This window comes from Croceitalea sp. MTPC6, assembly GCF_036985525.1.
Classification (GTDB): Bacteria; Bacteroidota; Bacteroidia; order Flavobacteriales; family Flavobacteriaceae; genus Croceitalea.
In genome coordinates, this window is the sequence record NZ_BTGR01000001.1 from 244,948 (window position 1) to 265,361 (window position 20,414).

The window sequence follows — 20,414 nt, forward strand, 5'->3', positions numbered from 1 at the left end:
ACATGAAAAACTCTATTAGCTCTATACTTACTTTGTTTTTACTGCTACTAGCATTTTGTAAACCTGCAATGGCACAAGACATGGATGGAGAAATCCTTCCATCAGAATCAAAGTTTAAGGACCCAAAAACCAGACTATGGATAAATACTTACGGAAATATCAGGATTTCCAAACGTTTATTTTGGGTAGCACAAACCCATTTTCGGTTTGAAGAAACCGAAGCAACTCCATTTATTGGTCAAGTAGGGCAAATCTATAACCGCCACGCCATTGGTTACATTTACAATAAAAAAATCAATGCTGCCTTGGGCGGTGTAGTGCGAATCAACTTTAATACTGATGAAAGTTCAACCGATCGTAATGTAGTCCCAGAATTTCGAATTTGGCATCAATATCAATTTGCCCAGCCCCTGTATTCAGCAATGATTTATCATCGTATACGAATTGAGCACCGATGGACGCAAGGGTTTGAAGAAAATAGCGATTATATATTTCGAAATAGGTGGCGCTATATGTTTAGGGCAAAGATTCCTTTGAACAATGATAAACTAGCGCCTAAAACCCTGTACATTTCCCCAGAATCTGAACTTATCATGCAAAGTGGAAAAACTGTAGTGGGAAGTGTAATGGAAGACTTGCGTTTAACAACAACATTAGGCTATATCCTTACCCCACGACTAACTGTAGCTGGTGGATTAATGTATTCCCAAGGTCAGACTCTGGAAAATGCAGGGGAGTTTAAGCAAAATTGGACCTTACGTTTTCATGTCTATTTTTCACCTGATTTTAGGAAGGTTAAAAACAAGTTACCTTCAATACATCTAAACGACTAGCCTTTATCGTAAGTAGACTGTAAGAATGTAAAGATGAAAAAGCGCATTTTAATTCCTTATTTATTATTGGCAACTGCAGTTGTAATTTCTATTGGTCTATTTTTTAGGTTAAATGTGCTACAAAATAGAGTTAATAAGTTTGATGCCGATGAGGAAAAGCTGACGAAAAAAGTTAGCATCTACGAAGATCTATTTTCAAAGGATTCACTTTTATTAACTGATGATTACAATACTGCGCTTAGGGAGTATGATAAAATTGCACATGAAATAGGAAGTGAAAATAACGGACTTAAACTACGTATTGCACTGGCAAAGAAAATTAGAAACTACAATGAGCAAAGATTAAGGGACAAAACAAATCAAGCTGAAGATGATTCTTTAGCGCTTCCTAAACTAGCCAGTCCAATTGAAATTCAACGTTACGATTCGTTGAGCTTTGCCCATGAAAAAGCAAAAATTCAGCTTAACCGTCTACGGAAACAGTTGCAAGAAAAGTCTTTTGGGGAGTACCTCACCTTTAAGAGTAAAAAAGGCAATCAAATGCATTATGTTGGCCAAGTACGTAATAATATGGCCAACGGGTACGGAATTGCATTACTCGATACAGGCAGTAGATATGAAGGCGAATGGAAAGATAACCAGCGTCATGGACAAGGCGCTTTTTACTGGCCAGATGGAGAATATTATGTGGGAGGTTATGTGAATGCAAAGCGCACTGGATATGGCACTTATTATTGGCCTAATGGTGAAAAATATGTAGGGAACTGGAAAGATGACAAACGTAATGGGGAAGGCGAGTTCTACGCAAAGGATGGCAGCGTACTTACCAGCGGGACATGGCAAGATGACAAACTCGTAGAGACAGATAAAAAAGAAAAAAAGACTCGTCGTTGAATTCTTGAAGAACCACACTATAGCCTTACCTAAATTCTGTTAATATAACTACTTCAATAACTATAATCTAAAAGTCATCCTGTTTCCATCAAAATAAAGTAATATTGGATTTAATCCTTATTTTTGGACTATGTCCGATAATTTGTTTAAGTATAATTCTATTCTGTCGTCTTTAAGAGATAAGGACTTTGAAGATTTGATAATTTTCTTGGAAGAACACTCATATGATAGCGAGTATACACTAAAATTTAATTCAATTAAAATCCAATCAATAATTGAATCTCGTTTCTATGATTATGTCCATGAAAATATTGTAGAGAAAAGAAGGGTTGGAGTTGACAGCTATGAAGTTTACACATCAATTTCTAATGCCAATCAATTTGCTGAAAGAGCTTTTAAACTCGGTATATATTTATACAAAGAAATATAGCAAGTATACAGAACCTTCCGTACTAAATTATTTATATATCCTACTGAATTCATAAAAAATTTCTGCCAACAAAATAAAAAGCAGTCTTCGAAAGTCCGACTAAGACTTACGTTTTACATTAAACCTTTACGGTGTATTGGCAGCCGCATCGTCTTTCTTGATTATTGCTTCAGCCACTGGCTAAACCAATAATATAAAATGTATCATAATGTTCCGCGTTATGTAACTTGAGCTTTGATTAAAAGCGAAAGTTGTTACCATCTTCATTGATTTTTTTCTTTCTAAAAACTTTCTTCTCAAAAGGTAATGGAACACTTATTATACGAGCCGACGATAGGAGGGGAGTGTAATGTGTGTGAAATGGTATTTTACTACATTTTTCAAATTTATTATTGATTTACGTAATTGAATACTTGTTAAAATTAATTACTTTTACTTTCTCCCCATTTAGCCAAAACCTCCTCCAGATTTTTGATTTTAGATGGTCAATGGCCAAACCTCATACATTAATAATTAATACCGAAAACTTACGATTATGACCGAAATAGATAATATTGAAGACTTTAAAGTTTGGTTGAACACTTCAAAGAAAGCGGCAATTCAAAACTTAGATTTGAAAGAATTCGAAAATGATATTCTAAAAAAAGAATTTGATAACTCTATTTTCTTAGGATGTGATTTATCAGATAATGTTTCAGGTCATATTGTTAAAACTGGCGGTTTGGTAATTCCTGATGTTAAAGAGTATTTTTTTGAGGTCCATAGAGGTAAATTATACCACCCGAGAGAACTTTTCAAGGGATTTGATTTAAAAGATCCAGATGGCTATGAAAACACATATGACTATAAAATCTACAAACAATATAAAAATCAAGGAAAAGATAAGCCAGATACTATAATGACCAGTCTTTTGAGAAGACTACATGATCATAGCATGACAGATGCGCTTAATGAAGTAATTTCCAAAAGGAAAGTTGTTGCAGTTATGGGAGGGCATGGTATGGAGCGACAAGATGAGTTTTATCTAAAAGTAGCCAAACTCTCAAGAAAGCTTACAAAAAAAGGATTTTTGATGGTTAGTGGAGGTGGCCCAGGGGCTATGGAAGCAACTCATCTGGGTGCCTTTTTTGCTGAGAGAAGTGAGGAGGATTTAAATCATGCAATTAACGAAATGAAAGTAAGGCCTGAACATGGCGAAGCGGGCAAGGAATATAAGGATAAAGACTGGCTTCATCGTGCTTGGAAAGTCATGAAAAAATACCCGATTGAACAGGGTAAAGAAGATAAATGTATGAGCGTCGGAATTCCTACATGGTTATATGGTCATGAACCGCCAGCTCCATTTGCCACTCATATCGCAAAATATTTCGCAAATAGCGTAAGAGAAGATGGGCTTCTATCTATAGCAAAGCATGGTGTCATTTTCGCACCTGGTAGTGCTGGAACGACTCAGGAAATATTTCAAGACGCAACTCAAAATCACTATAAATCAATGGGCTATATCTCGCCTATGATTTTATTTGGAATTAAGAGGTGGACAGTTGAACGACCATTGTGGGACTTTCTTAAAGAGGTTTCAAAAAACAAAATTTATGGTGAGCTTTTAGCTCTGACTGATAATGAAGATGAAATTATAAGACGAATCCTATCCTATAATCCGGAAATCTACAAAGTATAATGTTGTACAAGAGTAAATATATTATACTTAACCTAGGGATATGAAATTAAAATTGAACAAGAAAGTTGAATAGATTAGATAAGATAAACGAAATAGTAAAATATTCTACAAGATTTGTTGTTGAAGTGGAGCAATATAATAAACTTGGGAAATACGATATTAATCTTCATTCCGAGCATTTTTTGATACCAGTATTAAATTCAGTTTTTGATCTTAAACTAGAGAATCTTAATTCGACAAAGAAAAATAATTTCCCAGCTATAGATCTTGCAGATTTTAAAAATAGAGTTGCATTTCAAATAACTTCAACTTCTAGTTCACAAAAAATAAAGGATACTTTAGAGAAGTTTGATAAGTATGATTTAAAAGATCACTTTGATGTACTTTATGTTTTTATCCTAACTAAAAGGCAAGAGAAATATCCTGTTGAAAAGTTCGAAGAAATAAAGCCTAGTTCACTAGTCTTCAATTCGAATGAACATATTCTAGATAATGTTGATCTACTCAAAAGAATCGAGGGATTATCTCTAGAAAAGTTTACTTACTTGGCCAAAATATATAATCATGAGTTCTCTGATGTTCAAATTGAAAATAGAACAAAAGAGTTTACTCAAGGTTATCTATCACATATGGGAGAAAAGATTTTCTTAAACCTATTGGAAATTGAAATTCCAGAAAATATTTATATAGCAGACCTAGATATTAAAGAAGACAAAATTTTTAAAAGAATTAATTCATGGAGAATTAACAAGGGCTATAGAGCCTTGAAAAGTCCAAGAAGCAAAGAATCTTTATTGGTTAATGAGCTTAAAGAGCGTAATATGATGTGTAATGATTGGCTACTTCGCGAAGGGAAACTAATCACATTTAGGAATTTATCTGATGACCAAGAGTTTTTTTCTCAATTAGTAGATAAAGGAACTATTACGGCAGTTAAAAGCAAAGAATACTACGACGACAACTCAGATTATTTAAGGATTTTTAAAAATCTTTTGCGAAATACTTTAAGGCAAGATTTGTTTGTAAGAGGATTGGAATGGATTAACACTAAAAAATTATTACGTTTTGGTATGGTAGATAGAGAAAATCCAGCGCCGAAAGAAATAAGGTGGAAGGCCAAAAACTATGCAACTAAAACTGTAATTTCCGAAATAATAAATAAGAAAGAAAAGCACATTATCTGTTATAGACATCTAGCGTTTATACCATCTTTTGAACTTATTAATAATGTCTGGTATTTGGCGATTAACTCAACATGGAGCTTTACAAATCCTGGAGGATATAAAACTAGTCGCTTTGAAAAAGATTATATCTCTGGCATTAAAAGGTTAGAAAACAATAAAACTATATACTACTTCTATAAATTTTGGTGTTACTTTTTGCTTTATAAAGATTTATTTACTGTGGACAAGAGAGTTTTAAAGTTTAAAACTCCCGAACCACTTTTTATAAAGACTAAAATAGATGATTCAAAATGGAAACCTGTTAAACATGATCAAACCCAAATTCAAAAAGGTGAGGCAATTATAGAAGCTGATAATGAACTTTCCCTAAACTTATTTAGTGAATGAAATTAAGATATATTCAAGAGCCATCTCTTCAGTTCGGTAAAGGTCAACATCTTTGTCCTAAATCAGGCATATTTAGTTATAATCCCTATGATTTAGACCAAGTACGTCCAGATAAAATAACAATTGGAATTATAGGTAAATCGGAGAGCACAGATATTGTTTTGGAATGGTTAAATAGTTGTAAAAGGCATATTGACGGTAAAAGTGGAAAGAATGGAAGTGTTCCGCATCCAAATCTTTTTTTAAATTTTTGTGGGTTTAATAAAGAGGTTGGCTTTAAATCTGAAATTGTATATGATGATGGTTATGTGCGAAAAATCAATAATTCTGAGTTTGAGGAAATAGTTAACAGCGACATGGATTTTGAATCTCGCATTACATCAATTGCAGATTTATATTTAGCCGAAATTAAGTTTTTGACTAAGAATAAAAGACCCGATGTTATTCTCTGTGTTCTAAGTGATAACTTTTTCAACTTAGTTCAGGGAAAAGATTTGGAACCAGAAGATGAGGAAGAAAAGAATGATTTTAAAGAGTCAGCCATAGATGAAGTCATTGTAAAGAAGGAACAAAATTTCAGAAGGTACCTAAAGGCTAAAGCTATGCAGTATAATGTCCCAATTCAGATGCTACGGGATAAAATTGCAAATCCTTCAAGTGGCATGCAAGACCCCGCGACTATAGCATGGAATTTTTTTACTGCAATTTATTATAAAGCTTCTGGTACACCATGGGCTTTAATAAGGAAGGATATTTCTGATTCAACTTGTTATGCTGGAATAAGTTTTTACAAAAGTAGAGATAGTAAAACCACTCAAACAAGTATAGCGCAAATATTCAATGAGATTGGTAAAGGTGTTATATTAAGAGGTGAAGAAGTCATAATAAACAAGTATGATAGAACGCCTCATATGAATGAAGAGCAAGCTTTTAATCTATTGTCAATATCATTAAAAGAGTACTTTGAAGCAGTTAAAATATACCCTAGAAGACTTGTAGTACATAAAACCTCAAATTTTAGTCCAGATGAAATTTATGGCTTTAAGCAGGCCGCTAAACAGGTGAATATATATCAAATAGATTTGGTTACAATTATGCCGTCTAAATTGAGATTATATAGGAGTGGAGAATATCCACCTTTAAGAGGAACTCAAGTTTCACTCTCAGAAAAAAGACTTCTACTTTATACTAGAGGCTCAGTCCCATATTTTGAAACATATGCAGGCATGTATATTCCAAGCCCAATTGAAATTAGATTATTTGAACATGACGAATCCCCCAATGTGATATGCGATGAGATTCTTGCATTGACAAAGATGAATTGGAATAATACTCAATTTGATAGAAAATTTCCAATTACATTGGAGTGTGCACGAAATGTGGGTGAAATATTAAAATATTTAGAACCAGAAGATGTAATGCAATTAAAGTATAGTTTTTATATGTAGATTAATAATTGAACTTTTAAAATATGAAATGGAATAAATATCTAAACCCAGAAAGAATTCGTGTTACAACAAGGGATAAGACTCTAGACCCTAGAAACGAATTTGAAAGTGATTTTGGTAGAGTAATTTTCAGCCCTGCAACAAGACGGATGCACGATAAAACTCAGGTATTCCCTTTAACATTAGACGATAATATTCATTCAAGATTAACTCACTCCATGGAAGTAATGGCGATAGGCCATTCATTGGGACTAAGGGTTTGTGAACAAGAAGAATTTCTAAATAAAACAAGGTTAGACAAAGAAGAAATTCACAGAACAATCCCTGTGATTCTGAAAAATGCTTGTTTGGTACATGACATAGGGAATCCACCTTTTGGGCATTTCGGAGAAACTGTAATTGCGAATTATTTTGAAGATCTTTTTAAAAATGAAAACGGAAATTTTACGCTTTCTAAAGAAGAAAGAGAGGATTACGAGTTTTTTGATGGTAACGCGCAGGGACTGAGAGTTTTGACCAAATTACAGTTATTGCATAAGGAAGAAGCAGGTTTAAATTTAACTTATGCAACGTTAGGTGCATTTCTGAAGTATCCAAATTCTGGTAAAATTGACAAAAGTATAATCAGCACTAGTAAACGAGGTGTTTTTCAATCCGAAATCAAATATTTAAAATTAGTTGGTGAAAATTGTGGAATGGTAAATGGAAATTCTTTTATTCGTCATCCACTTTCATATCTAATGGAAGCCGCAGATTCAATTTGCTATTTAGTTATGGATATTGAAGATGGTTTTAATAAAGGTTGGTACAATTTTGATTTTATAAAAAGTAAATTTGGGCATATTGATTTAGTTAAAAAGAAACTAGAAGATTTATCGAAAATAGAAAGTGACGCAAAAGGATTATCACGAATGGTAAAACTTAGAATTTTTTTAATTTCAGAGTTGGTTAAACTAGCTGTAAAAAACTATGTGGAGAACTTGGAAGAAATATGTGATGGAAGCTATAACAAGGAATTAATTAAGGATGATGAATCTGGCTTAACGGATGCTTTATCAAGTTTTACAGTTAAACATATTTTTAAGAAAAGAGAGATTCAACAGCTTGAACTTACTGGTCATTCTGTTCTAACTGGACTATTAGACTATTATATTGATTGCCTTTTTAAGAAATCTAAAGATTATAAAAGAAGGGCTTTAGGCATGATTTCCGGTAGCATAATACAGGCAGCTCTTTTTGAGAATAATACCGATGAATTCGATAATTTAAGTGATTATGCCAAACTCAGAATCATCGTAGATTTTATTTCCGGAATGACCGACCAATTTGCATTAATACATTTTCAAAAATTAAGTGGCCAAAAAATTAGCTGATATACAAGAATACATAGAATTACAGAATAAGCCTTTTTCTTCTTATTTGAAAAATTCTCTAACCAATAATGTTTATGATTTTATTGAGGAAATGGCACTTCATACCAAAGTCTATTTGTTTAGCGGAATAATTAGGAATTATTTTTTAAAGAATAAAACTATTCGCGATGTAGATATTGTAATTGAGTCAGACCATGATTTAATGGAGCTAATGAATCAATATGACTGCAGAGTAAATAGTTTTGGTGGATATAAGGTTAAGATTGACAATTTAGTAGTTGATGTATGGAGAATGGATAAAACATGGGCTATAAACAAACACCAAACAATATTAAACCTATGGCTTGACACCTATATCCCACATACAGCGTTTTTTAATTTTTCCGCTGTTGTTTTTTCAATAAATGAAGAGAAATTTATTTATACTAAGTACTTCTTAAGGTTTCTACGGGATAAAAAAATGGATGTAGTTTATGCTCCTAATGCTAATTATCATTTGTGCGTTGTCAACTCTTTTTATTACTCAGAAAAATATAATTTAAAATTTTCCAAAAAATTAGTTGAGCTATTAAAAAAGATTCACTCACGCATAGATAAGAACTACGTACCGGTTCAAGAAAAACATTTTGGTAAGGTGTTATATCAAAATTTTGAAATTGAGGAGCGATTGAAAAATATGGTTTATTCTTAAGTAAAAGGGTTATGGCCTAAGAGAATTTTAGCTAAACAATAGGCGAGGGGAGCGGCCATATTCTAGAGGGCTGGTAATAAGGTTTCTTAACCACCTTAATGTTTCAAATAGTTCAAAGCGGTCTTAAGAGTTAGAATGCTTTCTAGAATATAGCGACTGAGCCGTACATTGTTTCTAAAATTATCTGTAAGCCTTGATTTTTTTGTTTCTTTTTTTATCAAGAAAAAAAGAAATGAGACTTCAATAAACACCGTGCTAGTCAATGCCAACGCTACAGCTCGCTCAAAATTCTAAAGATTCTTAATCTTCAGAATTTATGCCGTATTTTCATAATGTTAGAAGCACTTAAAGAAAAACTTCAAACAAGACGAGAGGTTAGCAAGGGCTAAGAATTTTGCTCGCAGAGAAAATTTTAGCTGTTGCGGCAATCAGACGAGAATGCTCTAGAAAAAAATCTTGCACACATTTCCTTTAATACTCAAATTTTGAACAAACCAAAAAGGTCAGCTTTTAAATGGCGTTGGCAAGCGGCTGGAAATTGTGTTTAAATTTAAAATGCGATTAAGCATTTTAGAATTTAAAAAGCAATCAAGCGTTTGCTAGCGGCTATTTTACATAACGGCAAATTATGAGTACAGACGGAAAGTTTGTCGCCAGGGTTGTGGAATTTCGAAGTTTAGAAGGAATTTTATTTTGTGTGAAAAATTTTCTCGTAGCGTAAATTAAACAGGTTGATGACCCTGTTGGTAATTCTCTTAAAGGCTATAAACGTGAGGGATATTTTACATAATAGAATTATGACTTACAGCTAAGATGTTGAACCTGAAATACTTATATACCAATCTGTATCATAATTTATATTATGTAAAATAAAATATTTGAAAGCATTAACTAATGCTCTCCTGTTGTATCTAAAACGTATGCCCCTATTTTTCTATCCAATTCTCTAAAAGAAGCAATTTGTTCACGCATAATTTTCACCAAGTCATCTTGATTCTTCCATTGCCTTATATCAAATCTGCTGAACAATTTTAAATGCTCTTTCTTTAAAGCTTGAATATCATCTCTAAGATTACGTAATCTTTCAAAGCATTCATAATTTGTGGGTTCGCACGTGTAAGAGTTAAGTTTATCCAATAGTGTCTGTATCTCCGTATGGTTGCGCTCTAATTTAAAGCGCATTTCATTGATTACTGGATTATCTTTTGGAGTGCTTTCCATCATTTTGTACATATGACTCTCTTTAAAGTTAGTAAAAATACCTTCGTTTTGTAGAAAAAATACCCTAATTCCAGTAAGTTTAACACTTCAATAACCTTGAGTATAACCCATATGAAATGGAGAAGGTGTAAGTTTCAATCTAAAAAATGACTCAATACTCAAAACCTATACTCTAATTATGAAAAGACTTACTCTGTTTCTATCACTTGTTACGCTATTCAGCCTACATAATTCAGTCAATTCACAGACAACAATATCCAAAGCTAAGATTAGCTTTGAGTTCGTTTCCAAAGACGTCAAGGGTACTATTGAAGGTTTTGAATCGAGCAGTAAAATAGACTTTGATAATCCTGAAAACTCTTTTTTTAGTGGCTCTGTAGCGGTTAAAACCCTTGACACCAACAATGGTTTACGTAATTGGTCCCTTAAAAGCGGGAAATACTTTGATGAAGATGATTTCCCTAGAATAGAATTTGAAAGTAGCGCTGTTAATCCGAAAGATGATGGTTATCTTGTGAAAGGAAATCTAACACTTAAAGGAACTACTAAACCGATTACGATAGTTTTTGCAAAACAAGGCAATCAGCTTAAGGGCACTACTTCAATCTATTGTTCTGATTACGGTATAAAAATAAAAAAGAAGCGCGAAGACAACCTAGTAAGGATTACACTACTTTTTGACATAAAGTAGTTTAATTCTAGTTTATTTTTATTTGAAAATGGCTCGGTACACCTTTCCTACTAACCAATTCCCCATTGGAAAATACAAGGCAAAGAAAAGTGCCATAGCTAAACTAAAATTTCGCTCATTAAAAAATTGATCCAATAAATTATTTGGGTACGCATAAGAAGTTTCCAGTGCATAGCCCCCAAACTCCAACAGACACATCGCTACAAGACCGTAAGCATATTGTGCATGAAATGGTAAACCTCTTAGCAGTAAAGAAACAGGCACCATATATAAAATATAGCAGGTTACCACTTGCCACCAATAGGTAAACTTAGCTATCTGAACTTCGGCGCCAAACCAGTTCATTAGTATCCCCCAAGAAAAATAAATGATGCAATAGGTGAATATTAAACGCTTATCTACGGTAAGTTTTAGTTTTATCCACTCCCCAAATTCTTTCATTTTTCCGCTATCTTTTTATCGATTATCTGCAATGCATCCTTTACCGTTTGCATACCATCCATGTCATCATTCTCCAACATAATATCAAAAGTATCCTCTACATCTAATACGATATCCACAAGATTAGCAGAGTTAATATTTAATTCCGTTGTGAAGTTACTTTCCATTTGTATGGCATCTACAGTAACATCATCTGGCAAATATGTCTGAACAATGGACTTTAATTTTTGATATTTCTCTTCTTCAGTTAGACTCATGCTTATTTTGTATAGTTACCAAAAATAACACAGGCATTCACATCTCCAAAACCAAAACTAGCTTTAGCTATTATATTTATGCTAGTATTGAATGTTTTTAAAGGAATTTTATCAGAAGCTATCAGTTTTTTAATCTCAGGATGCAAATCTTCACAGTTAAGGTTTCCAAATACTTTTTGCTTTTTCAATTGTAATACGGTGCCGACACATTCAATACTCCCTGCAGCAGCCAAACAATGTCCAAAATGACTTTTAAATGAGTTTATGTAAGGAAAATCACTTTCTGAGCGTTCCAATGCTTTGCACCAATTTTCTATTTCTGTTGGGTCTTTAGTGGTTGCGGTTAAATGTCCGTTAATCGCATCAACATCTTTCCCTATAATACCAGAATTCTTAAGTGCTTGTGTAATACAGCGCTGAACAGCAGTACTATTTGGGGCTGTCATGCTCCCTCCTACTCGTTGTCCCCCACTATTTATAGCTCCACCTAATATTTCTGCATAGATTTTTACTTCACGCTCTAGAGCGCTCTCTAGTGATTCTAAAACCAATGCCCCTGCTCCACTTCCTGGGACAAATCCAGATGCAGTTTCACTCATAGGCCTGCTTCCACTTTCGGGATTGTGATTGTATTTTCTTGGAAGAATTCGCATAGCGTCAAAACCGCCCCAAACATATGGTCCGCTGTCACTGCAGCTACCGACCAGCATTCGTTTAGCTTTACCAGATTTAATCCGTTCATAGCCCATTAATATAGCTTCCGTACCTGTGATACATGCAGATGAATTAGTGGTTACCTGATTCCCCATACCCAAAATTCCTCCCAAATACGCACTTATGCCACTTGCCATAGTCTGAACTACTGAAGTACTGCCTAATCTTCGCACATTACCTTCATCAACTTTATAAATGGACTCTCGAAACTTATCCACACCTAAAATACCAGTACCAAACAGAATACCACTATCCCAATCTGGCTGTCCTCCTTGATTGACTTTTTCCAGACCAGCATCTTCCCATGCATCTAGCCCAGAAATTACCCCATAAATTAGTCCGCTTGAGTTTAAATCCTTTAATTGAACATTACTGAAGTAATTATTGAGATTGATTTCATTAATGTTCGGTTTTCCAGCTATTTGACATGAAAATTTTAAATCTTTTAACTCTTTAAAAAATCTAATTCCACTTTCTCCATTTTCAAGCGCCCTTGTAAACTTTTCTAGACTTATTCCGTTAGGAGCACAAACCCCAAGACCGGTAACCACTACCCTATCATTCATCCGCTCCTGTTTTAAACATTCCAGCAATTACCCCTTTACAAACTAATTCCCTACTGGGATTATACATTTGGACCTTACATTTTAATTTATTGAACCTAAAATAAACCAACTCAGAAGTCACAATAACTTTTTCATCAGGATATACAGGGAATAAAAACTCCATTTCTGAACTGGAAAGCCCAATTTTAATCCTAGAATCCAATTCTTCACCTAAAAGATAGATTCCCAGGCAGACAAGACCTATTTGAGCGCAGCATTCCGTTAAAATAACACCAGGTGTAATCGGGAAATCTTTAAAATGACCTTGATAAAAATCGGATGATGCTTTGAACGCATAATTTCCAACCACGCCACTTTCGTTAATTTCGGTGATTTCATCAACGAAGAGGAAAGGTGTTGTATAAGGAAGTTTAGCCAGGATTTTATCTTTTTCCATTATCGCAAACTTTCACCTCCATCCACCTTGATTATTGTACCTGTAATCCATTTTGCGTCATCAGTAGTTAAAAGATAAGCGGCACTAGCTGCATCTTCTGGAGTGGTTAAGCGTCCGTTGGGATTTCTTTTAAGGGCTTCTTCAACAATTTTGTCACTATTCGGAATCATACGCATGGATTTGGTTTCTGTTACACCTGCCTGGATGCAGTTTGCCTTAATGCCTTTTGATGCAAATTCTAAAGCTATATTCCTAGTAATAGCCTCTAGTGCGACTTTAGCAGCAGAAACGGCGGCATAGCTTCTCCAAGCCTTACTGTTACCCTCACTGGTAAACGATATCACCCGTGCATCAGTAGAAAACAGATTGTTTTTCACTAAAAGTTTTACCCAATCATACAGACTTAAGGCCATAGCGTTAATGGTAAGTTGAAAATCCTGATTTAGCAGTTCTGCACCATCAGAACTTTTCATAGGCTTTAAATTTCCTTTTGCAATACTGTGCACCAAGACTTTTATTTTCTCTTGCTGCACTACTTGTAAAATAAGCTGTAATACCTCTTGTTGTCTTTCTGGATTGGTAGCATCAACATTAAAGCTTTCGCAACGAGCGCCACCTAAAGTAATTTCTGCGATATTTTTATTGAGTAAATCTAAGTCAGACTTTCTGTCTCTATGTACAATTAGTATCTGATATCCTTCTTTTCCCAATTTTTTGGCAGTGGCCAAACCCAGCCCACTACTTCCGCCAAGAATTAAAGCCCACAGATTATGCTTGCCTTTTTCTTCCATTACCATTCTATTAAAACACGTTGGGCAGAAAACCCAGGTCCAAAACTTAATATAAGCCCTTGTTCTCCGGATGTTATATTTTTCTCCAGAAATTGTTCCAGCACATATAAAACTGTACAACTACTCATATTTCCATAGTTTTTAAGTACTTCTCTAGTATCATCTATTTGCTTTCCTAATTTACCAAACAAATCCTCAACGGTCTGCACTATTTTTCGTCCTCCGGGATGAAAAATAAGGTGATTTACTTTTTCAATGGAAGTGTTGTGATTTTCTAAAAATGGATATACAATTTTAGGAAAATGCGAGGCAATAACTTCAGGCACAGTTGGGTCTAATATCATTTTTAAACCCGTATCGGTTAAATCAAAGCCCATCATGTGTGTGGCATCTTTAAAATGATACATTTCCTCACCTATAATTTTAGGACCATTATCTGCCTTACGTGAAGAAAGTAAAACGCAGGCCGCACCATCACCAAAAATAGCCGCACTTACCATGTTAGCCATGGAATAATCATTCAATTGAAAGGTTGCAGTCGGGCTTTCAACAGCAACTACAGCAGCTCTTTTACCTGGATTGTGCTTTAAAAAATGTGAAGCGTATATCAGCCCTGAAACTCCTGCCGCACAGCCCATTTCCGTTACTGGTAGACGAACTATGTCCTGTTTTAGACCAAGTTCGTTAATTAAGTAAGCATCAAGTGAAGGAATCATAATTCCTGTACAACTAACAGTAATAATATAATCTAAAGAATCAGCTTGCCAACCTTGTTTATGCAATGCTTTTTGTAAAGATTTACTACCCAGTTTTTTTACTTCCCTAACATAGATATTGTTTTTGGCCTCAAACGAAGTTGCATGAAAAACTTCATCAATATCCATGATGCCGTAACGCTTATCAACGCCAGCTCCTTCAAAAATTTTGATGACTTTTCTTTTAAACCGATCTTCTTGATCGGATAGCCAAAGGTTTACAAAAGGAATAATGTCTTTAGTGGTTCTACTGTAAGGTGGAAGTTCTTTGGAAACCCCAACGACTTTAACTTGGTGCATATTTTACTATAGTCGATTTAGTTGTAAGACCCATACATACCGAAAAGCCCATTTCCATCTAATTTTATGAATAACATTCGGTATATTTTTTGCAAATCTTTGTAATTCTGACTTTCTAAACCCACTTTTTATTGATGTTAATCCATCTTTTTTCGCAATGGTAGTTTTTAAAAAGAAAAAACGAAAAATTTTAAATAAATAACAAGCCAATTCACTTCTTTGTAGGTCATTTATGATAACCCCTATCTTAGATATAGCTATAAATTTCTCTAAAAAAACGGATATTTCTTTATTGTCAAAATGATGTATTGTTAAAGTACAAAGTAAAATATCGCAGTGAAAATCCTTTGGATTCAATTCAAGAACATCTTGTTTTTTAAAGCTAATCTCTGGAAAATCCATAGACGCATTTTTTGCAATAGAAAGAATATCCTCTCTTAAATCAATACCAATGAGTTGGGCATCTACATTCCGTTTCCTTAGCAATAATGCTACTTTACGAAGCATATAACCGTCACCACAACCCATATCTAAAATCGTATACGATTTTTTTGGATGGAGTTTAATCAACTCTTGGATTTCTTTAAGACTAATAGAACTTCCGCCCAATATGGCATTGACCCTATTAATGTCTTTAAATACTTTTTCCAATTCACTAACTCCCAAATCTGGGTTGTCCATGAGTTCAGTCTCAGTATTTCTTAATGCCAGCTGCATTATACTAAGATAGGGTTTCCATGTGTACGCTTAATCATCATTTGCAGTATTTTTTCTGACCTTGCTATTGTATTGAGAGCTAATTCTGAACCAGTATTGTTCATCAAAACACTTTGAATGGCCCTCCCTGTTCGCAATCTACTTTCAAATTCCTTTTTCCAAAGCTTAGTATAGCTTATTTCTAACTTACTACGGTCGTAATTTTTATCATTCAGATAATCTAAAATACACTCTGAAACAATTTTAGCACTATGTATCGCCATTGCCATACCATTGCCACACAAAGGATGAATAAGTCCGGCACTATCTCCACACATTAACATATGGTTTTCAACTGTATTTTTCTTTTCAAATGAAATTTGAGCAATACTTATTGGTTTTTCAAATTTTGATTTAGCATTATTTAAAAAATCCCCTAAGAAAAGGTTCTTTGAAACTATATTAGTATTGAAATCTTGAATGGATTTTGATTTTTTAAAGCTTGCAAAAGTGGTTAGGTAACAAAAATTCACACTGCCATCTTCAGTTTTTGACAAGCCACCGTAACCGCCGTTAAAGTTATGAAGTGCTACCCGGTTGGAAGGAAAACCATCATAGTCATAGTGACATTTTACACCTAGCCAAGGTGATTTTTGTTGAATGAAGTTCCGTTTTAAACTCTTATCTAAAACTGAGCGTTTTCCATATGCCCCAATAACTATTGATGTATTGTAAGTTGTTTTAGAACCTACCATGACTTTGAAAATGTGATTTTCAAAAGTGACCAAGGTTGCCATATCAAATAGAAACTCAACCCCAATTGCGCTAGCTTTTTCAAAAAGTAAGTTGTCAAAAGTATATCTGCTAATTCCAAAACCGCCCAAAGGCAACTTGGTTTCAATCATTTTACCGGAACGGGTACTCATCTGTAAGGTATCAATCTCAGCATATGGAAATAAATCAATAGCAAGTCCCAAGCTTTTCAAATATGGCTTTACTTCATTAGAAATATACTCCCCACAGACTTTATGGTTGGGATACATGTTTTTTTCAATCACCAATACCTCACAATTTTCTTGTTTTAAGTGTATTGCTGCGGTAAGACCGGCCAATCCTCCACCGATAATAATGACATCATACTTTTTCACGCTCTTAAGATAGTCCTAAAAACAAAAAAATCCCGACTATTCAAGTCGGGATTCCATTGTGGGATGAAATTAAAGGGTTACCCCTTTGTCTTTTGCATCGCCTCTTGTTTTAAGGCTTCGCTAGCAATGATTGCCAATTCTACACGGCGGTTTTTAGCTTTACCTGCCAATGTTTCATTACTTTCTTTAGGCTGTGTTTCTCCATACCATTTTGTAGTCAGCCTATTTGACGCTATTCCGTTATTGACCAAATATTTGGTGACGGATTCTGCTCTTTGTTGAGAGAGTTTCCAATTGTACTCATCACTACCAGCACTATCGGTATGCCCCTCTACAAGTATGTTTGATTCTGGATATTCATTTAAAATTCCCGCAAGTTTATCCAGAGTAGAGGCAGAAGTTCCTTTAACATCGGATTTATTGGTGTCAAAATAAACACCTGCATCCTCATTAAAGGTCACGTTAATGCCCTCACCTACCCTTGTTACTTCTGCACCTGGAATTTCTTCTTCAATACGTTCTGCTTGCTTATCCATCCTATTTCCAATGTACCCTCCAGCAGCTCCACCAACAACGGCACCGATAATTGCCCCTAAGGCTGTGTTTCCTTTACCTACGTTGTTACCTATAACTCCGCCAATAACTGCTCCACCACTTGCACCAATGACAGCTCCCTTTTGTTTATTATTTGCGTTCTTTACAGTATTACAGCTCAATAAAAGACTAAATATCATTAGTAAAGCTGTACTCTTTTTTAGATTAGTTTTCATTGTTTTTCTATTTTCTTGTGAATTCATAAACTATTGTTACTGGTTGACCCTCAACCGAAACGTTGGATTTTAAGGTCATTGTTTGTTCATTAAGGTTTGTAATGTCTAATCGATATCCTCTCCCACCTGATACATCTTTCCTTTTTTCATCAATAAACTTAAACTGTAATTGACTTAACCTATCTGCAGGTTCTACAATCGACCAACGGATAAAACGGTCACCACCTTGACAAAGTGAACCTTGCTTTATGGTATATCGACCAGTACTGTTGTTATCCCTAAAGAACCAATCGCTTCCCTCAAAACAAATATCTTGGGCATCTCCGAATATTATAGATTTAAAAGAACCTTGGTTATTTTCATAGGAAACATCATTCAATGACCACGTACCACTCAAAAGGTTTCGTTGTTGTCTCGCAGATTTAGAGACTGAACATGAAGAAATGAGGCCAACTAATGCCAGCGCACATATAATTCTAGTTAATTGCATAGTTATTTATTTAGTATTTATAGTATATACGCATATGTTAAAAAATCGATTACGCACTTATGTTAAGTTTTGTTAAAATCGAGAAATGTATTCTAGATTGCTAAGTACGCCCAAAAGAGAAGGTTCTTTTGCTCCAATAGCGATATAAGGTTAACACTATTGCTTTATTAATATGCAATAAGTGCCAGTAATTCAGTTTCGAAACGTTTTTTAGGAAGGTATTGTTCTTCTAAAGGAGCTGCAAACGGTATTGGGGTTTCCAAACTGCCCACTCTTTTGACTGGTGCATCCAAATATTCAAAACAATTCTCCATAACTAATGAGGAAATATCACTAGCAATACCCCCAAAAGGACTGTCTTCTTGCAGCACAATAAGCTTTCCAGTTTTTTTAACGGAAGTATAAATGGTTTCTATATCCAAAGGCTGTAGCGTCCTCAAATCGATAAGCTCAGCATCAATCTCTAGGTGTTTTTCCAAAGTTTCCAAAGCCCAGTGTACACCGGCGCCATAGGAAACTATAGTAACTTGTAGTCCGCTCCTTAAAATGCTTGCCTCACCAAAAGGCAATGTATAATACTCTTCAGGCACATCTCCGTAAACGCTTCTATACAGACCTTTATGCTCAAAGAACAAAACTGGGTTTGGATCGTTAATGGCCGTATTCAATAATCCTTTTGCATCAACAGGAAATGCAGGATAGACTACTTTAAGGCCTGGTGTTTTTGTGAACCATGCCTCATTGGTCTGTGAATGGAATGGGCCCGCCCCCACTCCACCACCACAAGGCATCCGAATTACAACATCAGCATTTTGCCCCCAACGATAATGTACTTTAGCCAAATAGTTTACAACTGGGTTAAAGCCAGAGGTCACAAAATCTGCAAATTGCATCTCTACAACCGCTTTCATACCGTTTATAGAAAGTCCCATTGCAGCAGAAACAATGGCAGATTCACAAATTGGCGTGTTTCGTACCCTACTACGCCCAAATTGCTTGGTAAAACCTTCTGTTATTTTAAAAACCCCTCCGTATTCTGCCACATCTTGCCCCATGATAATAAGCTCATTATACTTATCCATGGATTGTTTCAATCCTTCTGAAATAGCATCTACGAAACGAATACTATTATTTTTTTTAGATGGTTTAACTTCTTGGTATATAAACTTTTGAAATACATCATTTAATTCATTACTTAAACTTGAAGACATTTCATCTTCTGCAAAAGCCAACTCTAAATTAGAATTGATTTCGTCGGTTATCGTAGTCTTTAATGCAGCTATTTTCTTTTCGGAAAGAACACCCTCTTTTAAAAGAAAGGCTTCGTAATTAGAAATAGGGTCTTTCTTGGCCCATTTCGACATAAGCTTGTCCGGAACATATTTAGTGCCACTTGCTTCCTCATGGCCACGCATACGGAAGGTCTTGAACTCTATCAACACAGGGCGTGGTCTTTTTCTAATGGCCTTGCACAACTCACTTACCTTAGCATAGACTTCCAAGATATTGTTCCCATCAATAATACGGCACTCCATACCATAGCCTTTTGCACGGTCTGCCAAATGTTCACAGTTATATTGCTCATTTATAGGTGTAGACAAGCCATATCCGTTGTTTTCTATGCAAAATAATACTGGTAAGTTCCAAACGGAGGCTACATTAAGAGCCTCGTGAAAATCCCCTTCACTTGTCGCTCCTTCACCTGTAAACACGGAAGTGACCCGTTTCTTTTTTCTTAAGGAATCTGCAAGGGCAATACCGTCAGCCACTCCTAATTGAGGGCCAAGATGGGATATCATACCCACAATTTTATGTTCTTGAGAACCAAAATGAAAACTGCGGTCCCTACCTTTTGTAAAACCGCTAGCTTTACCCTGCCATTGCGAAAATAATCTGTTTAAAGGAACATTTCTTGTTGTAAAAACCCCAAGATTTCTATGCATGGGTAAAATATACTCCTCATTCTTCAATGCAGAAGTAACCCCAACCGAAATCGCCTCTTGCCCAATACCGCTGAACCATTTAGAAATCTTCCCTTGCCTAAGCAGAATAAGCATTTTCTCCTCTATCATCCTTGGTTTAAGCATTCGCTCATAAAGCTGAACCAAAGTTTTATTGTCTAAATCTCCAATATGGTATCGCATACTAAATTTTATGGCGAGATAAATGTAGTAAAAAGGATAGTTGCCATCTAATTTTTAAAATGGTAGAGGGAGATTC

General features: G+C 34.9%; 21 protein-coding genes. 9 read left to right on the top strand and 12 right to left on the bottom strand.

Annotated elements, in window-relative coordinates; all coding sequences use genetic code 11:
* Positions 1-2 precede the first annotated feature (2 nt).
* From AACP56_RS01165 to AACP56_RS01200, 8 genes are all read left to right on the top strand, one after another.
* Complete coding sequence (locus AACP56_RS01165) at positions 3-833, top strand: DUF2490 domain-containing protein (protein ID WP_339334331.1); 831 nt, start codon at positions 3-5, stop codon at positions 831-833.
* 33 nt (positions 834-866) lie between these two features.
* Positions 867-1,727, top strand: coding sequence for a hypothetical protein (locus AACP56_RS01170; protein ID WP_339334329.1), 861 nt, complete (start codon positions 867-869; stop codon positions 1,725-1,727).
* 130 nt (positions 1,728-1,857) lie between these two features.
* Complete coding sequence (locus AACP56_RS01175; protein WP_339334327.1) at positions 1,858-2,157, top strand: hypothetical protein; 300 nt, start codon at positions 1,858-1,860, stop codon at positions 2,155-2,157.
* A gap of 535 nt (positions 2,158-2,692) precedes the next feature.
* A complete protein-coding gene (locus AACP56_RS01180) occupies positions 2,693-3,835 on the top strand; it encodes an LOG family protein (protein WP_339334325.1) in 1,143 nt (380 codons plus the stop codon).
* 65 nt (positions 3,836-3,900) lie between these two features.
* A complete protein-coding gene (locus AACP56_RS01185) occupies positions 3,901-5,406 on the top strand; it encodes an SMEK domain-containing protein (RefSeq protein WP_339334323.1) in 1,506 nt (501 codons plus the stop codon).
* Entirely contained in the window at positions 5,403-6,854 is a 1,452-nt protein-coding gene (locus tag AACP56_RS01190) for an argonaute/piwi family protein (RefSeq protein ID WP_339334321.1), read from the top strand. The genes AACP56_RS01185 and AACP56_RS01190 overlap by 4 nt, the downstream gene beginning before the upstream one ends.
* A gap of 23 nt (positions 6,855-6,877) precedes the next feature.
* Complete coding sequence (gene dgt / locus AACP56_RS01195; RefSeq protein ID WP_339334319.1) at positions 6,878-8,227, top strand: dGTP triphosphohydrolase; 1,350 nt, start codon at positions 6,878-6,880, stop codon at positions 8,225-8,227.
* Positions 8,208-8,918, top strand: a complete 711-nt coding sequence (locus tag AACP56_RS01200) for a hypothetical protein (protein ID WP_339334317.1) — start codon at positions 8,208-8,210, stop codon at positions 8,916-8,918. Before dgt ends, AACP56_RS01200 begins: the two co-directional genes overlap by 20 nt.
* Positions 8,919-9,809: 891 nt before the next feature.
* On the opposite strand, the gene AACP56_RS01205 is transcribed toward AACP56_RS01200, so the two are convergent.
* A complete protein-coding gene (locus AACP56_RS01205; protein ID WP_339334315.1) occupies positions 9,810-10,151 on the bottom strand; it encodes a hypothetical protein in 342 nt (113 codons plus the stop codon).
* 166 nt (positions 10,152-10,317) lie between these two features.
* On the opposite strand from AACP56_RS01205, the gene AACP56_RS01210 reads away from it, so the two are divergent.
* Positions 10,318-10,830, top strand: coding sequence for a YceI family protein (locus AACP56_RS01210; protein WP_339334313.1), 513 nt, complete (start codon positions 10,318-10,320; stop codon positions 10,828-10,830).
* An 18-nt stretch (positions 10,831-10,848) separates the two neighbouring features.
* Here AACP56_RS01210 and AACP56_RS01215 read toward each other — a convergent pair whose 3' ends face one another.
* From AACP56_RS01215 to AACP56_RS01265, 11 genes are all read right to left on the bottom strand, one after another.
* Positions 10,849-11,271, bottom strand: coding sequence for a hypothetical protein (locus AACP56_RS01215; RefSeq protein ID WP_339334311.1), 423 nt, complete (start codon positions 11,269-11,271; stop codon positions 10,849-10,851).
* Positions 11,268-11,528, bottom strand: coding sequence for an acyl carrier protein (locus AACP56_RS01220; RefSeq protein ID WP_339334309.1), 261 nt, complete (start codon positions 11,526-11,528; stop codon positions 11,268-11,270). The genes AACP56_RS01215 and AACP56_RS01220 overlap by 4 nt, the downstream gene beginning before the upstream one ends.
* 2 nt (positions 11,529-11,530) lie before the next feature.
* Positions 11,531-12,808 carry a beta-ketoacyl-[acyl-carrier-protein] synthase family protein gene (locus AACP56_RS01225; protein ID WP_339334307.1) on the bottom strand — a complete coding sequence of 426 codons (1,278 nt, stop codon included), beginning with the start codon at positions 12,806-12,808 and terminating at the stop codon, positions 11,531-11,533.
* Positions 12,801-13,244 carry a 3-hydroxyacyl-ACP dehydratase FabZ family protein gene (locus AACP56_RS01230; RefSeq protein ID WP_339334304.1) on the bottom strand — a complete coding sequence of 148 codons (444 nt, stop codon included), beginning with the start codon at positions 13,242-13,244 and terminating at the stop codon, positions 12,801-12,803. Before AACP56_RS01230 ends, AACP56_RS01225 begins: the two co-directional genes overlap by 8 nt.
* A complete protein-coding gene (locus tag AACP56_RS01235) occupies positions 13,244-14,035 on the bottom strand; it encodes an SDR family oxidoreductase (protein WP_339334302.1) in 792 nt (263 codons plus the stop codon). Before AACP56_RS01235 ends, AACP56_RS01230 begins: the two co-directional genes overlap by 1 nt.
* Positions 14,035-15,090, bottom strand: a complete 1,056-nt coding sequence (locus AACP56_RS01240; RefSeq protein ID WP_339334300.1) for a type III polyketide synthase — start codon at positions 15,088-15,090, stop codon at positions 14,035-14,037. The genes AACP56_RS01235 and AACP56_RS01240 overlap by 1 nt, the downstream gene beginning before the upstream one ends.
* 6 nt (positions 15,091-15,096) lie before the next feature.
* Complete coding sequence (locus tag AACP56_RS01245) at positions 15,097-15,807, bottom strand: methyltransferase domain-containing protein (RefSeq protein ID WP_339334298.1); 711 nt, start codon at positions 15,805-15,807, stop codon at positions 15,097-15,099.
* On the bottom strand, positions 15,807-16,934 hold the full coding sequence (locus AACP56_RS01250; RefSeq protein WP_339334296.1) for an NAD(P)/FAD-dependent oxidoreductase: 1,128 nt from the start codon (positions 16,932-16,934) through the stop codon (positions 15,807-15,809). Before AACP56_RS01250 ends, AACP56_RS01245 begins: the two co-directional genes overlap by 1 nt.
* Before the next feature lie 77 nt (positions 16,935-17,011).
* Positions 17,012-17,704, bottom strand: coding sequence for an OmpA family protein (locus AACP56_RS01255; RefSeq protein ID WP_339334294.1), 693 nt, complete (start codon positions 17,702-17,704; stop codon positions 17,012-17,014).
* 7 nt (positions 17,705-17,711) lie between these two features.
* Entirely contained in the window at positions 17,712-18,194 is a 483-nt protein-coding gene (locus AACP56_RS01260) for a lipocalin family protein (RefSeq protein WP_339334292.1), read from the bottom strand.
* 167 nt (positions 18,195-18,361) lie between these two features.
* The gene (locus tag AACP56_RS01265) at positions 18,362-20,338 is read right to left on the bottom strand and encodes an alpha-ketoacid dehydrogenase subunit alpha/beta (protein WP_339334290.1); all 1,977 of its coding nucleotides are present in this window, start codon (positions 20,336-20,338) and stop codon (positions 18,362-18,364) included.
* Positions 20,339-20,414: the final 76 nt, after the last annotated feature.